The sequence below is a fragment of the Fibrobacter sp. UWH6 genome (genome assembly GCF_900142465.1).
Taxonomy (GTDB): domain Bacteria; phylum Fibrobacterota; class Fibrobacteria; order Fibrobacterales; family Fibrobacteraceae; genus Fibrobacter.
On sequence record NZ_FRAX01000025.1, the window covers coordinates 24,880 to 40,725 of the forward strand.

The following is a 15,846-nucleotide window of genomic DNA, read 5'->3' on the forward strand; positions in this document are numbered from 1 at the left end:
ACCTCGCCAAGGCGGGGTCTTTTTTATTGTAGAGAATATCTTCTTTTATTTGCAACATTCGTATATTTAAAACGTCAGATTAATGAATATGGCTTGCGGAAAACCCTCTATTAAAAAATCAACAAGTCCAAGGATTATGGAATTGGCGGTTGGAGCGATAGTTATGAATGTCCGAAGTATTAGTATTGTGATTTTCTTTTGCATAGTTATATCGTTTGCTGAAGGCGATTCCCTTTCAAATGATGTCTTTGGCGAGTATTGCCTTGTCAAAGATGAGAAAAATGTGTGGAACCTAGGAAAATATAAAGAAAACAAGCCTTTCCTTTTTTCATATATTCGTTGTTCTTATACAGGTTTGTATGGCGTTTTTATTTCTGATCCTTGGTCTTCATTTGGTGTTCCTATGGGATCATCCTCGTTTGATAAGAATAAGCCTTCTAAATGTTCTAATAAGTTTTCTTTTGATAGAGAGTATATTTTTGCAAATGAATTTAAAGTAGAACAAACAAAAGAGTGGGCGAACGAAATTGCTGGTTTGCAAAATAAATTTCACGATTTGGATTGGAAAGTTACTTACGACTCAAATTATGTTCGCCTCAATACATCGGGAACGGCCAAAATTTATATTTCCGGCTTCTGTACCGAGGAACAGCTGAAAATGATTCAGGAACGGAAGGCTGATAAATTGTACAATAGGAAATAGTTTTGATTATTATTTTGAGCCTCGCTTTTGCGAGGCCTTTTTTCGTTGTACGGCTATTGCAATAATTGCAAAACTGTTTGCTATAGGGGGGTGAATATAGGCCCTTTTCGGACGTAATTTTTAGGGTGGGGAAGTTCCCTTGGTGTGTGTACGTAGAATAATATGAGGGACAAATTATGTTCGGAGTTGGTTTTCGCGGAAAGGCTCGCGTAGTTGCCTTATCGCTTGGGATTGCGGCCTTTGCTGCAAATTTTGGTTTTGCACAGGATCAGCTTTACACGGAAATGTTTCCGCTGTCGGCTGTGAAACTTCTGGATGGTCCTTTGAAGGATCGTCAGGAATTGAATGGCGAAACCCTTCTGGCTTACGATACGGATAAACTGATTGCGCCTTTCTACGAAGAGGCGGGCATGAAGCCTAAGGCAACCAAGTTTAGCAACTGGGCTGGTTTGGATGGCCATGTTCTGGGGCACTACTTGAGCGCCTTGGCTATGCATTATGCGGCTACCGGCGATACGGAAATCAAGAAGCGCATGGAATATGTGGTGGATGAACTGGAAATCATCCAAAAGCAGAATTCCAAGGACGCAAACTTTGTAGGCTACATCAGTGGCGTTCCCAACGGAAAGTCCATGTGGCTCAAATTCAAGAACGGCGATGCCGGCGCACAGAACGGCTATTGGGTTCCCTGGTATAATATTCACAAGACTTATGCGGGTTTGCGTGATGCCTGGATGTACGGTGGCGTGACTCGTGCCAAGGATATGTTCCTCGCTTTGTGCGACTGGGGTATTACCATTACCAACGGCCTTAACGATTCCAAGATGGAATCCATGATGGGTACGGAATACGGTGGCATGAACGAAGTATACGCCGACGCTTACGAAATTACCAAGAATTCTAAGTACCTGGATGCGGCCAAGAAGTGGTCCCATAAGTGGCTGTTGAATGCCATGGCTTCCAACAACGACGTGCTTTCCAATAGACACGCCAATACCCAGGTGCCGAAAGTTGTGGGCTTTGCCCGTGTGGCAGAATTGAGCGGCGACAAGACTTATAAGGCGGGCGCTGAAACCTTCTGGGATATTGTGGTGAACAAGCGCAGTATCGCCATTGGCGGTAACAGTATTTCTGAACACTTCCCGGAATATGACAAGTACAACAAGTACATCGAGGAACGTGAAGGGCCCGAATCCTGCAATACTTACAATATGCTGAAGCTGACGGAACGCCTGTTCCATATGACTCCCAGCGCCAAGTATGCGGACTTCTATGAACGTGCCTTATTTAACCATATTTTGTCTACAATTCACCCGACTCACGGTGGCTACTGCTACTTTACTCCGGCACGCCCCCGCCATTACCGCGTTTACTCCAAGGTGAATGCGGGCATGTGGTGCTGCGTGGGTTCCGGCATGGAAAACCCGGGTAAGTATGCCCAGTTTATCTACACCAAGGAAAATGACGCGTTGTACGTGAATTTGTATGCAGCGACGGAATTGAACTGGAAAGAAAAGGGAATTAAGATTAAGCAGGAGACTGCGTTCCCCAAGGGTGAGGTGTCGAAATTTACCGTGAGCGGCGCCGGCAGTTTCAAGATGATGCTGCGTCATCCGTACTGGGTGAAGGCCGATGAGTTCAAGGTTGTGGTCAATGGCGATACTGTGGTAACCAAGTCTGACGCGTCCAGCTATGTTTCTGCTGGTACTGTAAAGGCTGGCGACGTGGTGGAAGTTATTTACCCCATGCATACTCATATTGAGGAACTTCGCGGCATGAGCGATTACGTGGCGCTGCTTCACGGACCTATTGTGCTGAGTGCCAAGACGGGAACGGAAGGCCTTAGCGGTCTCGTGGCTGATGATGGCCGCTGGAGCCACATTGCAGGTGGCGCCTTGCAGTCTCTGGATGGTGCCCCCATGCTTGCCAGTGAAAAGGCTGACATTCCCTCTAAGCTGACCCCCGTAAAGGGCGAACCCTTGCATTTCAAGGCTCCCTATTTGTTCGCTACCCAGAAGGATGCTAACCTGTTGCTGGAGCCGTTCTACGAAGTTCATGATGCTCGTTACATGATGTATTGGATGGTGATGACGGATCCTGCCGTTCTTGAAAAGCTGAAGAAGGAACAGGAAGAAGCCTTGGCTCTTGATGAAAAGACGGTAGACAAGGTGGCCCCTGGCGAACAGCAGCCCGAGGCGGATCATCGCATGAAGAACGAAAATTCTTCTACCGGGACTCATCAGGGTGAATTCTACCGCGATGCAGGCCAGTGCTCTGGCGGCGATGGCGGATTCATTAGCTACGAGCTGGAAACCAACAGCGAAGACTCCCTGGATTTGATGGTGCGTTACTGGGGTAACGAAGGTTGCACCCGCGCATTCGATATTATGATCGACGGCGAAAAGCTTGCCAGCGAAAACATTTCCAACAAGTGGAAGAAGGATGAATTCGTTAATGTGAAGTATCCCATTCCCGATGAAATGGTGAAGGGCAAGAAGGTGATTACCGTAAAGTTCCAGGCAAGCACCGGCATGGTGGGCGGTATCTTCGGAGTGCGCCTGTTGCGCAACAAGCCGAAGCCGGAACCTGTCGTAGAAGACACTACTGCAGCAATTGTTGCTAGCCGCAGAAATGTCGCAAGCACTGTGCCGCAGCTCCGTGCCCGCGCAAATTCCGATGTGTTGCAGATCGAAGCTAGCTCTCCGTTGCAGAACAATGTGGCTGTGAAGATTTTCTCCATGGATGGCCGCCTGGTGAAGGCTCAAACATTGAATGCCGGCAGCGCAACTTTCAGCATTGGCATTGGTGACATGAAGAATGGCATGTACATTATGCGTGTGCTGCAGAACGGAAATCTGTTCGGCAATACCATCTTCACGAAAAAGGGAATTTGACCCTAGATTTGAATAAAAATTAGGTATGTAGAGAAGGTGCCCCGCTTGCGCGGGGTGCCTTTTTCTTTTGGGGAGTATATATTTAGAGGAAAGTTTGGGTTAATAATGAGTTTAAAGAGAATCCTTAATTTTATTTGTGTTGCAGTTGCCGCGGAATGTGCCGCGGTAAGTTCTGCCTTTGCTGAAAACTCTGCCCTGGCGTTGCAGGATTTGAAGTATAGTGATTCTAGAAAGTCTCTGAATAATCCTGGCAGAGGCTGGTATCGTACCCAGGGATTGCGCCTTAAGGAATCCGACAATAAGGCTGTTGGAATTTCTCAGCCTTTGACTCATTTACGTGTGGACATTTCCGCCTTTTCCGAAAAGGGCTTACAATCCATTGATTCTAGCAAGACTCCCCGCGATACGATTTACGGTGTTTCCAAACCTTTGACAGACGACGCTTTGGCGGCTCTTAATTCCACTTTTGCGAATGCTAGAGAAAAAGGCAATAAGGTCATTGTCCGTACATCCTACGATATTGATGGTCGCGGAAAACAGGATCCTCCTCAGAAAATAATTCTCGGCCATATAAAGCAGTTGGCCGAAGTTTATGGAAAGAATTCGGATGTCATTACCTATGTGGAACTTGGAATGTATGGCAGCTGGGGCGAACAGCATACCAGTAACAATGGCAGCAATGCAGAAATCGCAGAAGCCCTGCAGACCATGATTGTGAATACCCCGTCATCCATTAAGGTGGGCGTGCGTCGTCCAGATATTGTTGCTTATTGGCTGGGCGTGCAAAGTGAAACTCGAGATGACGCTGGCAACATTACCAAGGTTGGCTACGAAAATTTTGATATCAATTCCGATGTGTTCAAGGCTGCGGTAAAAGCAAAGGGTGATACCATCTATCGTGTGGGCATGTACAACGATGGCTATTTGGGAAGCACCACGGATTTGGGCACAGTGGCCATGGGCAATCCAAAGCTTACTCGCGAAATGATGGTTTCCTGGTTGGAACAATATTCTTTGAATACGCCTTATGGTGGTGAAATGGTGGCGAATTACAATGGCGACCATCCCATGAATACGGCACGCTACTTAAGCTATGAAGGTTTCCGAACCCATACAAGCTATTTGAATTGGGAATGGCATTACGAAACAATCCAGAACATGAAGGACTCCATTCTCGGTCCTGAATTTGGAAAGGGATTTCGTGCACCCGATTCCGAATATGTTGGTGCAACTGCTTATAAGTATGTAGAAGATCATCTAGGTTATCGCTTTGTTCTGCGAGAATCCTGGTTGCCGGATTCTTTGTATGACGACACTTTGTTCCGAGCAAAGTTCAAAATTCAGAATGTGGGCTTTGGAAATCTGACGAAATCTGCGTCTGCAAAACTTGTGTTTATCGAGGATGTAGATCCGTGTGATGTGTGCCCGGCTGCATACGAGATGGATATCAGTGATGTTTTTGACTTGCGAAAAGTTTATGGACGCTCCATTGTTGTTGATGGCTCTGATACAACTTTGACCTTTGATGGAATGAATGAATTTACCATTGAAGGAAAAAGCTCTCGAGGCAAGTACGATGTCGTCTTGCAAGTCGAAGGGATTTCCTTTGCCAATGTGAACGAATCCATCTTTATGTGCGAAAAATCTGTGGATGGGTTATACTTGGGCAAAACCTATGTTCGTCCAAAGGATATTCGAGGACCGACTTCTCTCGGGATAAAAAATCTTCATCAGAGCAACACTCGCAATAACCAGCCGATGGTTTTCCGCAACGGTTATCAAATCAAAGTTCGTGGTGGCGAGTTGCATGGTGGTAAGACATTCCAGGTGAATGGAAAAGCCGTGAAATAAAAGTCGGGTGGCGCCGACAAAAAAAAGGTGGTGTTATGAAAAAGTTGTTTGGGTTTGCGGGAAGTTTGGTTCCTGCGCTTTCTCTGGTGGCGTTCCTCGGAACTTCTGCCCAGGCGGAGATTTCTGTAATGGTGGATGCGTCCGCCGGCGTCAAGAAAATTTCCCCTTACCTCTATGGCCGAAACATTGACAAGGTCAGCGCCGATAGCGCCCGCCTCAGCGATGAAGACCAAACTTCCATCAAGACGATGAACGAAGCCGGCATTCGTTTTATTCGTGCAAACTACGGCAACAATTCTACCCGCTACAACTGGCGAAAAAAGTTGACCGTTCATCCGGACTGGTACAACAACGTGAATGCCGTGGACTGGGACATTACCGCCAAGAAGATTCTGGACAACATGCCTCAAGCAGATGCCATGTATGCTTTCCAGCTGACAGGTTATGCGGCCGCCACCAACGAATACAACTTTGCAGATTGGACTTTCTACAAGGCTCATAACGATACCTGGGCCAAGGCAACCCTTGACTTGGCTGGCGGTGGCGAAGTTGCCGACGATGGAGAGACTCTCATCAAGGCTGGTGATTACAGCTTGTATTGCGAGCCTTGGCCCGCCGATTCCACTGTTGGAATTATTGACCACTGGGCAAAAGAATTGAAGTACGACATGTCCAGACTCCAGTATTGGAGCATGGACAATGAAATGGAAATCTGGAACGGCACCCACGGAGATTTGCCGCTGGATATGGATCCGGATTTCTTGGTGGAACGCTATGTTGACGTGGCCAAGAAGGCCCGCACCGTTTGGCCCGAAATCAAGTTGACGGGTCCTGTGGTTGCAAACGAATGGCAGTGGTGTACTACGGGTGCGTCTGAAGGCAAGTCTGGCCTAGGCAAAGGCGAAGACCGTAATTATTGCTGGCTTGAATACTTTATCAAGCGCCTTGCCGAAGAACAGAAAAAGTCTGGCGTCCGTATGCTTGACGTGTTTGACATGCACTGGTATCCCTCGGAAAAGACTTACGCAGAACGTGTCAATTGGCACCGAGTTTTCTTTGATACCACCTACAATTATTCTGGTGCTAATGGTATTAAGTTGGTCAGCGGCAAGTGGGATAACAACCAGACCAAGGAATATATTTTCGAACGTGTGAATGGTTGGCTGGATCAGTATTTCGGTAAAGGTCACGGCATTACCTTGGGCCTTACCGAAACTTCCATTATTGACGAGAAAGATCCCATGACCACGGCGATTTCATATGCATCCTGGCTTGGAACCTTTATGGATCACGGTGTGGAAATTTTCACTCCCTGGACATGGGGCGATGGCATGTACGAAGTGCTGCACCTCTTTAGTCGCTATAACGGGGAATTCCGAGTGCAGTCTGAATCCAGCAACGATTCTTTGCTTTCAGCCTATTCCTCTGTAAGCAACGCAAGAGATTCCATGACGGTGATTCTTGTGAACCGCGCAGAAAAGGATGCACAAAGCGTGACCTTGAATGTGAAGGGCTTGAAGAATGTGGGTGCTTCTGCAGAAACTTTGACATTGGCTGGAATCAGCGGTGAAACTTTCGTTTCTCACGAAAGCAATGCATTGAAGAAGGGCGCTGCAACTGTTGATGTTGCTGCTGGTACAGTGGCTCTCGAAGTGCCGGCAAAATCCATTGTGGCGGTTCGCTTGACTGCTGATGCGGGCGAAGTGATTGAGGCTATTGCAAAACCCATTGTGCGGAACGATCGTCGCCACAATAACCAGCCTATGATTTTCCGCGATGATTACCAAATCAAGGTTCGTGGCGGTGAACACTTCGACAATAAAATTTTCCGTGTGAATGGAAAAGTGGTGAAGTAAAAAAAGTCAACGATGGATTTAATAATAAATGCCCCGGCACAAAAGTGTCGGGGTTTAATGCTTTTTGGATCCTTCGGTCACTGCGTTCCCTCAGGATGACGCGGACGATACAAAAAATTAGCCGTTGACCATCTTTACGAACTGGCGGCAGACTTCTTCGGGATTGGGTTTGCCGAAGATGGCGGAACCGACTACGAAGACGTTGGCGCCAGCTTCCTTGCAGGCGAGGATGTTGTCCAGTTTGACGCCACCATCGATCTGGATATCCAGTTCCGGCTTCATCTGGCGAAGCTCGCGGATCTTGTCCAGGCAATAGGGAATGAGGCTCTGGCCGCCGAAACCCGGATTCACGGACATGACGAGGACCATGTCAACGATGTCCAGCACATGCTTGATGTTAGAAAGCGGGGTTGCGGGGTTGATGGCCACAGCGGGCTTTACGCCAAGTTCTGCAATCTGGTGCAGCAAGCGGTCCAGATGGTTAGTGGTTTCGGCGTGGACGCTAATGAGGTGTGCGCCGGCCTTAGCAAATTCAGCCACGTAGTTTTCGGGGTTGGCAATCATCAGGTGGCAATCCAGGGGGAGGCTGGTGCCCTTCTTGACGCAGGCGGAAATGCCCGGGCCAAAGCTGATGTTGGGGACGAAATGACCGTCCATGATATCCAGGTGAACGAGGCCTGCGCCGCCGTTTTCGATAGCCTTGAGGCCGTTACCCAGTTCCAAAAAGTTTGCGTTCAAGACGCTGGGTGCGATGATCTGTTTCATGAATTGCAAGTTAGAAATTTTGCCAAGGACTCGCAAGACCATGTAACGGCTTGGCATGGAATTTGCAAACAAACATTAGACGGATAAATTACATTTTACTATCTTTACGCTTAAATAAAAACCAAGGAGAAAATAAAATGTCTAAAGGTACTAAGACCGTAGTTGCAAAGCCGGCTGCCAAGAAGGCTGCTGCTAAACCCGCTGCAAAGGCTGCCACCAAGGCCGCAAAGCCCGCCGAAAAGAAGCCCGCTGTAAAGGCCGAAGAAAAGGTTGTTGCTAAGAAGGCTCCTGCAAAGGCTGCCGCTAAGCCTGCAGCAAAGGCTGCTACTAAGGTTGCAAAGCCCGCTGCCGAAAAGAAGACTGTTGCCAAGGCCGCTCCCAAGGCTCCCGCCAAGGCTGCAAAGAAGTCTGCCGCTCCCAAGAAGGTTACTCAGGAAGTCGTTGCTGACTGTCCGCTTGCTACCACCGTTTCTATCGCAGGTACCTTCAACAACTGGATGGTTGATGTGGACATGCTGAAGAAGGACAAGAAGACTGGTCTCTGGAAGATCAAGCTGGAACTTGTTCCGGGCGATTATGAATACAAGTTTGTTTGCGACGGTGAAAACTGGGACGTAGGCGACAACAAGATCATGCACGTTTAATTTGCTGATTTTACAAATTGCGTTTGAGAAGGTTCCTCTAAGGAGGGGCCTTTTCATTTTTAGGTTAGAATGCCTGGATTATTGGGAAAGTTTCTTTGTTGGGTAGAATTTTCTTTGCGGTAAAGAATTAGATTCTCTATGGAGAAATTTTAAACAAGTGTGGGTGGAGAATATTGTGAAGGGAATGAAGTTCTTTTTTGCGGGATTTTTGGGCGCGTTGGCTCTGAATCTTGGGGCTTGCGGCTCTGACGATAAAAGTTCCACGGCTCCGATGGATGAATTGTCATCGGGTTCTGAAGATTATTTGTTTTCGTCAGGTGAGGAAAATTCTAACGGTTTAGTTTCCGGTTCTTCAGATTCGTCGGTTGATTCGTTGGCGGGAACATCTTCAAATTCCTTGACAAGTTCCGCAGAGGACTTGTCGGCAGGTTCCGCGACGGACCCTACGGCAGACACGGTTGTTGCGCTGAAAAATCCTCCGGTCATCTTTACCGAAGTGGACCTTGTGAATTTGTCTTACAAGGATGAAGAAGGTGGTGACGCCGGTTGGGTGGAAGTTTATAATCCAGCAGATACGGCGGTAAACCTGAAGGGTTATTATCTGACCAACTCCAAGGCGGAACAGACCAAGTTCCAGTTTGGCAATGTGGTAGTTCAGCCAAAGTCCCACATGATTGTTTACCTGTCTGGGAGAAACTTGCCGGACTATGTGGCGCCCCATGATACTGTCAATCTTTTGAGTTCCTATTGTGAAGGGGAAACGGATGCGGTAAATTATCCTGGTCGTGGTGCCAGCGAAATAAAACCTTTGGATGGTGCGTCCGATTTTTGCTTTGTGGAAAACGGAGTGAATAGGGCCGGCGCCCAGATGATTCCCGTGAAGTCGTCCCTGGGTTATTACGTTTTGTCATTGACCATCGGCTCGACGAACGAGGGTAAGGTTCCTGTGGATCTTTCCAAGGCAAATCAGTTTCAGCTGAAAGCTTATATCCCCAAGGATCACGAAGTCTACTTCAAGATTTTGCAGAAGGGTTTCCGCGAAATTAAAAGCTGGAACAAGATGCTGGTGGGAACGGGAGATTCCAACACGGTTTATTCCATTAGGCCGCCTCTCCATTCCGACTATCCTAACCTGGCTGAAATTACTGGCCTTCGCCTGGACAAGGATTATCACGATTCTCTTGCTACAGATATTAAGGTTTTCAGTTATATCGCCTATGGCCGCGGATACGAACCTCACGCCAATTTCAAGTCCAAGAAGGATGGTGGTTCTCTCTATTTGTTCAATGGCGAAAAACAGCTTGTGGATTCCGTGATGTATCCGGCGGCTGTTATCGGAAAAACTTGGTCCCGAGAAATTGCGGCAGTTAATGGTGTGGTCGCCGGCGCAGTTACCAGTACCTCCGCGAAGTGGGGCTTCGCAAATGCAACGCCTTATGGTGAAACTGTAGGCGCTGTGGAAAATGCTCCCCAAACTGTGAAAACAGAATTCCCTAACTCCGGTTTTTATTCTGCGCCATTCTCTATTGCCTTTGGAACTGATGATGAAATCCGCTGCGAAAAGGGCGGTACTGTTCCCACAGCAACGAGCCCGCTGATGGTTACTAGTTTGAAGATTGATACCACCACGGTTTTGCGCTGTGCTACTTTTGAAAACGGTGCTGTTCCTGGTAACGTCATTAACCGCACTTATGTTTTTGAAGACCAGCCTACGGTCGCTTCCGTATTTATTACTGGCGATCCGCTGCAGATGTTCCATGCCGATTCCGGCTTGTTCATGAATGAAAATTTCTGGGGCGACAAGGAAATTCCTGTGAACATTGAATTGCTGGAAGCCGGTCAAAAGGTGAGCGGCTTCAGCGAGAACGCAGGTCTTGCCATTAGCGGTAACGCCACCCGAACTTGGGCGAAGAAATCTGTGGAAATTACCTTCCGCGAAAAGTACGGAAAGAATAAACTGGATTATGTGCTGTTCCCGGAATTTCCCGACTTGAAAAAATTCAAGAGCTTCAAACTGCGCAACAACGGAAACAACTATCACTTTGATTACATCCGCGATATGTTGGCTTCCTCCATTACGGAAGGCCTGGGCATTGATTATCAGCATGGCCGCGCCTCCATTGTTTTCTATAACGGGGAATACTACGGCATTCATAACATTCGCGAATCCTCCAACAAGAATTATTACCTGGCCAAGTACAATCTGGACGGGGACCAGGTGGACATCTTGAATAGTTCCGCTGAATCTATCACAGGCTCCCCGGTGGATTTCATTGCGTTGACCAACTTCTTGCTTACTAAGACCATGACTGATGAAGATGTGGCCACTGTGAATGAGCAGATGGATTTGAACAATTTCATCAACTACTATGCTGCAGAAATATTTGCAAACAATCGCGACTGGCCCGGCAACAATCGCAAGGTTTGGCGTGGGAGTAGCCCCAAGACTCCCTGGAAGTGGTTCATGTACGATACGGATATGGCCTTTGACAACTCCCAGACTGATAAACAGGAAAACTTGAAGGGCAATATTTTTGAATTCGTGACTGCCGCAAATTCTGGCTGGCCCAACAATCCTGAATTCACTCAGCACTTGCGCATGTTGCTGAAGAATGAAAATTTCAAGGCCGCGTTCATCAACCAGATAGCCGCCATTCTTTGCATGAACTTTAGCGCAGAACGTGTGGTGGCCCGCATGGAAAAATTGAATGGAGCCATCACCGCCGAAGTGTCCCGCGATCAAAAACGCTGGAGCAAGAACGTGGCTACTATGACGGAACATGAAGGCAGAATCAAGACCTTCGCCACCACCCGCCAGGATGTGGTCCGCAAGGAAATGAAGGAACATTTTGCCTTGGGCGAAATGGTGGACGTGACTCTTGCAAGTTCTGGCAATGGCAATGTGCAGGTTCATTACTTGCCGTTGGATAAATCCTCACTGAAGATCAAGTTCTTCAAGGGTACGCCCGTGACGCTTACTGCTGTGCCGAAGGATGGCGGAATATTCATAGGCTGGAGTGATGGCGTCAAGGACGCAACTCGCACCATTGATCCTGAAGACGGCTTGAAGATAACTGCGAACTTTAAGTAGGTCGCTTGACACTTTTGTTGCCATCTTTGAAAAAAAAATTGTAGAATAGTGACTGCAAAAAAGGAGTTTTTATGAAGAATATTTTTGCAAGAATGGGTGTCGCTGTTTTGGTTTCTGCCATGGCTTTTGCATTGAATGCCTGCGGCAGCGATTCGGGTTCCTCGGCAGGAGACGATCCTGGCACTTCCAATGGTAACGTAGAAACCAGTTCCATGATTGATTCCAGAGATGGTCAGAAGTATAAGACCGTAAAGATTGGAAAGATGGTCTGGATGGCGGAAAATATGAATTACAAGACTGCGGCCAGCAAGTGCTATGACGACAAGTCTGAAAACTGCGAAAAGTATGGACGCCTGTATACTTGGAATGACGCCATGAATGCTTGTCCCGGTGGCTGGCATTTGCCTAACAAGGATGAATTTGAAGGTTTGAGAACATTGGCAGGCCAGACTGCCGAAGATATTGAAAAGGCTGGTGTGGTGCTGAAGTCCAAATCGGGTTGGGCAGAGAATGGCAACGGTACGGACGACTTCGGTTTTGGCGCGCTGCCTGCTGGTGATTACGACGGCATTGATGATGGTCTTTTTGACGATGAGGGCAAACGAACTCGCTTTTGGTCTTCTACGGAGGAATCTAGCGGCAACGGGTATTATCTGCGTTTGGGGTACAACTCTGATAACGCCAGCATAAACAGTAGTGACAAGAGAAATGGTCTATCAGTTCGCTGCGTGAAGGACTAGTTTTTATTTGCAGTGTTTCTGTTAGGGACCGCAGTGGCGTAGCCATTCGAACGGGTTTACGTTTTTTGTAAGGCGTTCCCAGAACCCGGTTGAACGAAAAACGCCGGAGGCGTTTATAGCGCAAGGGCCCGGCTGGCGCGAGCCAGCAACAGCCAAAAAAATATTCTAAATTTCGCGCTGTAATTTAATGAGGCGCGCCGCGCCAGAAAAGGGAAAACATGAAGAACACTAATATCCCCGAAGAACAGTTTGTGAAGGCTGCCGCTCAGTTCGGCACCCCGCTTTGGATTTACGACCGCGCAACAATCGAACAGCGTTGCAAGGAAGTGAAGGTTTTTGATAACGTGCGTTTTGCCCAGAAGGCTTGCCCCAACCTCAGCGTGATCTCCCTGGTCCGCAAGCAGGGTTGCGTGGTGGACGCTGTCAGCGCCGGCGAAATTGTCCGCGCTCTCAAGGCCGGCTACAAGGGCGGCTGCGAAAAGGGTAAGGTTCCCGAAATCGTTTACACCGCCGACATCTTCGACAAGGACGCCCTGGAACTGGTGAAGGAACACAACATCGCCGTGAACGTGGGTTCCCCGGACATGATCCAGCAGCTGGCTGATGCCGGTGTGAAGTCCGAGCTGACCATCCGCGTGAACCCGGGTTTCGGTCATGGTCATTCCCGCAAGACCAACACTGGTGGCGATCTTTCCAAGCACGGTATCTGGCACGAACAGATCAAGGACTGCGTAAAGCTTGCCCAGGCAAACGGCATGTGGATCACTGGCCTGCATATGCATATCGGTTCCGGTTCTGACTTTGAACATCTGGCTTCTGTTGCTGAAGCTATGTGCGACGCAAGCCGCCGTCTCGGTTCTCACCTCCGCACCATCAGCGCAGGCGGTGGTCTTCCCATCGAATACCACGAAGAGAACAAGGGCCCGCATATCGACATGGCTGCCTACTATGGCATTTGGGACAAGGCCCGCAAGAAGATCCAGCAGAGCATCGGTCACGACGTTCATCTGGAAGTGGAACCGGGTCGCTACCTGGTTGCAGAAAGCGGTTACCTCATGGCTGAAATCCGCGCTGTCAAGAAGCAGGGCGACAATCTGTTCTACATCGTTGACGCTGGCTTTACCGACCTGGTTCGCCCCAGCTTCTACGGTTCCTACCATCAGATTTCTGTCATCGCCCGCGATGGCCGCGAACTGAACGAAACTGTTGACGCTGTGGTTGGCGGTCCCCTCTGCGAATCCGGTGACGTGTTCACTCAGGAAGAAGGAGGCTTCGTCGTGACCCGCAAGCTCCCCAAGGCTAAGGTGGGCGACCTCCTGGTTCTCCACGATGCTGGCGCTTACGGTGCTGCAATGTCCAGCAACTACAACAGCCGTCGTTACGCTGCCGAAGTGATGTACACCAACGGCGAAATGAAGGTTGTCCGAGAAAGACAATCCTTCGAACAGATGTTGCAGAACGACAAGATTATCGAATTCTAAGTTTGCGATTCCTGCGGGAATCACGTGACTCAATGAAAATCAAAAAAAGCCGGCGATTAATTTCGTCGGCTTTTTTGTGTGGGGATTTCACCTTGGTGAGTTTCCCTTTTTGTTTGCTTTGTTTATTCGAAATCGTAAAGTAACTGGGAAGTTACTCTTATGTTGTCGAAGGAACCTTTTACCATGAAATTGGATACGCCGCTTATACCCGTCATGCAGCATGTGTTCTTGTAGCCGATGTAGAGGTCGTTGCGTGCTCGGAATGATGGACTGTAACCGTAAGGGTCCATGATGTAGGCCAGTTGTTTGCCGTTCAGGAATATGGCTGTTTTTGATCCGTCCCACTGGCCGGCGATTTTATTCCAGCCGTCCTTAAATACAACTGGGGCGGAAACATAGTCGTATCGATCGCTTCCATTCTTGAAGAAGAAAAGCTTGCTTTCGCTGACAACAAAAGTTAATCGTCCTTCGTTGTTTCCCACCAGAGCGCTTCTTTTGTAGTCAAAGTTTTCGCCGGGTTTGAAATAGAATTCGATGGTTCCCTGGGGGAGGGTGTCTTCCATGGCGATGGGCAGCTGGACGTTCTTGTTCACGAGCGTCAAAGCCTTTCCTGTATAGCCGTTCTCAAGTGTTCCGCTTTCCCAAGTATAATCGCCTTCGAAATCTTCAAAGTATTCCAATGAATAGAGTGATGAGGAACTTGAACTAATGAATTCCGAGCTGCTGGATACGGCGTTGTAGTAAACTGTATTGGATGAATTTACGGACAAATTCATAGAAGAGCTGGAACTGCATTCTATGCTGCTGCTTGACTGCTCGTATTCAATTTGGGTGGAGTGTTCCGGTTCGGTGGAGGTGAGGGCGTCGCTTTTGATGTAGCTGATTGTTCCAGCCTCTTTCTTGCAGAGACAATTGGGGATGTTCCAAATGCCCATGTCGCTAATGACTGCGATGTAGGCCGCGTCGGTTCCCAGCTTGAAGGTGCAAGCGTAGGCGTCGCTGGAAGAATGGACGGAGTAGATTTCGTAGGTCCCGTGACTATCCTGGATGGTTATGTCGAACCGGTTTTTCTGTTCGTTGTATTTGACCTTTGTACAGGTGGCGCCGTAGTAATCCAGGAAATAGCTTGTGCGATCGCAAACAAAAGTCTTTAGATAGGTGTTATCCGATAGACCCTCTTCCCAGTAGGCACTTTCGTCAACGTTGTATTCTTCGTTGCAAGTTTCAATGGGCGATTTGGATGGAGCCTCGATTGCGAAGTCTGCGTTGCTCTCTGAATCGCTGCAACTAGCCAGGTTCAACATGAAAAATGCGGCTGTTGTTGCCAAAGCGTGGTGCTTAAGCTGCATGAATCCTCCTAATTTTGGTGCCAAATTTAGAATTTTCGAGTTTTTTAGAAGATGGGGTGGAATAATGAAATGAAAAAATGGGGATAGTCGGGCATTCAAGCGCTAACCTGGAGAAAATAAATGTGGATAGAATGTTAATAAACTGTAGTTTTTGTGGATTAAAAACAGTTATCTTTGAAAAATCGCAAAAAAAGTGAATTTTTTTGCAGAAACGCCCTTGACATTCATCCAGAAAATTCTATAATTGGCCTCACCTCCGAACGAGACAGCCGAAACGCTGAAACGGACGGAAGCGAGAACCCGAGAGGCTCTCGAGAAGATTGAAGGAATCGGAGATGTGCTTAGTGACGGCCCAAGAAATTTCTTGGAATTAGTCGAATACGAACGTGATTACGGGACCAAGACTTTAAAAAATTAATGAAGAGTTTGATCCTGGCTCAGAACGAACGCTGGTGGCGTGTCTTATACATGC

General features: G+C 48.1%; 10 protein-coding genes. 8 read left to right on the plus strand and 2 right to left on the minus strand.

Going from position 1 to position 15,846, the window contains the following annotated elements:
• The first annotated feature begins 136 nt into the window (after nucleotides 1-136).
• From BUB73_RS15255 to BUB73_RS15270, 4 genes are all read left to right on the plus strand, one after another.
• Nucleotides 137-703: a hypothetical protein gene (locus BUB73_RS15255; protein ID WP_073287146.1), complete on the plus strand. Its 567-nt coding sequence runs from the start codon at nucleotides 137-139 to the stop codon at nucleotides 701-703.
• A 176-nt stretch (nucleotides 704-879) separates the two neighbouring features.
• Nucleotides 880-3,597: a beta-L-arabinofuranosidase domain-containing protein gene (locus tag BUB73_RS15260; RefSeq protein WP_073287149.1), complete on the plus strand. Its 2,718-nt coding sequence runs from the start codon at nucleotides 880-882 to the stop codon at nucleotides 3,595-3,597.
• A gap of 105 nt (nucleotides 3,598-3,702) precedes the next feature.
• Nucleotides 3,703-5,448: a DUF4874 domain-containing protein gene (locus tag BUB73_RS15265; RefSeq protein WP_073287151.1), complete on the plus strand. Its 1,746-nt coding sequence runs from the start codon at nucleotides 3,703-3,705 to the stop codon at nucleotides 5,446-5,448.
• Between the two features lie 35 nt (nucleotides 5,449-5,483).
• The gene (locus BUB73_RS15270) at nucleotides 5,484-7,304 is read left to right on the plus strand and encodes a glycoside hydrolase family 44 protein (protein ID WP_073287154.1); all 1,821 of its coding nucleotides are present in this window, start codon (nucleotides 5,484-5,486) and stop codon (nucleotides 7,302-7,304) included.
• A 117-nt stretch (nucleotides 7,305-7,421) separates the two neighbouring features.
• Here BUB73_RS15270 and rpe read toward each other — a convergent pair whose 3' ends face one another.
• Nucleotides 7,422-8,069 (minus strand): ribulose-phosphate 3-epimerase, encoded by a 648-nt coding sequence (rpe, locus tag BUB73_RS15275; protein WP_073287168.1) that lies wholly within the window; start codon nucleotides 8,067-8,069, stop codon nucleotides 7,422-7,424.
• Between the two features lie 137 nt (nucleotides 8,070-8,206).
• Here rpe and BUB73_RS15280 point away from each other — a divergent pair, with 137 nt between their 5' ends.
• From BUB73_RS15280 to lysA, 4 genes are all read left to right on the plus strand, one after another.
• Nucleotides 8,207-8,713, plus strand: a complete 507-nt coding sequence (locus BUB73_RS15280) for an early set domain-containing protein (RefSeq protein ID WP_073238411.1) — start codon at nucleotides 8,207-8,209, stop codon at nucleotides 8,711-8,713.
• Nucleotides 8,714-8,897: 184 nt separating this feature from the next.
• The gene (locus tag BUB73_RS15285) at nucleotides 8,898-11,804 is read left to right on the plus strand and encodes a CotH kinase family protein (protein WP_139259239.1); all 2,907 of its coding nucleotides are present in this window, start codon (nucleotides 8,898-8,900) and stop codon (nucleotides 11,802-11,804) included.
• Nucleotides 11,805-11,875: 71 nt separating this feature from the next.
• A complete protein-coding gene (locus BUB73_RS15290; protein WP_073287160.1) occupies nucleotides 11,876-12,544 on the plus strand; it encodes a fibrobacter succinogenes major paralogous domain-containing protein in 669 nt (222 codons plus the stop codon).
• A 218-nt stretch (nucleotides 12,545-12,762) separates the two neighbouring features.
• Nucleotides 12,763-14,025, plus strand: a complete 1,263-nt coding sequence (gene lysA / locus BUB73_RS15295; RefSeq protein ID WP_073287163.1) for a diaminopimelate decarboxylase — start codon at nucleotides 12,763-12,765, stop codon at nucleotides 14,023-14,025.
• A 122-nt stretch (nucleotides 14,026-14,147) separates the two neighbouring features.
• Here lysA and BUB73_RS15300 read toward each other — a convergent pair whose 3' ends face one another.
• A complete protein-coding gene (locus BUB73_RS15300; RefSeq protein WP_073287165.1) occupies nucleotides 14,148-15,374 on the minus strand; it encodes a LamG-like jellyroll fold domain-containing protein in 1,227 nt (408 codons plus the stop codon).
• Nucleotides 15,375-15,846: the final 472 nt, after the last annotated feature.